Source organism: Aerococcus sp. L_32 (genome assembly GCF_050689315.1).
In genome coordinates this window covers 1-601 of sequence record NZ_JBOEQF010001117.1, presented here as the reverse complement: position 1 = coordinate 601, position 601 = coordinate 1, and the positions used below count along the sequence as shown (strand labels likewise).

Below are 601 nucleotides of genomic sequence, written 5' to 3'. Positions count from 1 at the left end.
TAGACGTGTTAAAATCCATTGGTCTTTGATTTCAGTCACGTTTGATAAGTCTATTTCATCATAAGTTAAGTCATCAAGATTCATGATGGCATAACGAGAAGCATTCCAGATCTTATTAATAAAGTTCCAAGCAGCTTCCAGTTTCTCTTCGTTGAAACGGATATCTTGACCAGGTGTTGAACCAGTTGCTAGGAACCAACGTAAAGCGTCAGCACCATACTCGTTAACAACATCCATTGGGTCAACCCCGTTACCTAGAGATTTAGACATCTTACGCCCTTGGCTATCACGGATTAAACCGTGGATTAAAACATTCTTGAATGGACGATGACCAGTGAATTCCAACCCTTGGAAAATCATACGCGCGACCCAGAAGAAGATAATGTCATACCCTGTTACCAATGTTGAAGTTGGGTAGTAGCGTTTAAAGTCTTCTGCATCAGTATCTGGCCACCCCATAGTTGAAAACGGCCATAAGGCAGATGAGAACCAAGTATCTAAAACATCAGGATCTTGTTCCCAGTTTTCGCTGTCAGCAGGTGCTTCCATACCGACATACATTTCACCAGTTTCTTTGTGGTACCAAGCTGGAATTTGGTGA

At 41.9% G+C, this 601-nt stretch carries 1 protein-coding gene; it reads right to left on the bottom strand.

Going from position 1 to position 601, the window contains the following annotated elements; genetic code table 11:
- Nucleotides 1–601: class I tRNA ligase family protein (locus ACRCJ0_RS18470; protein WP_431391629.1), on the bottom strand; the 601-nt coding region annotated here is incomplete at both ends.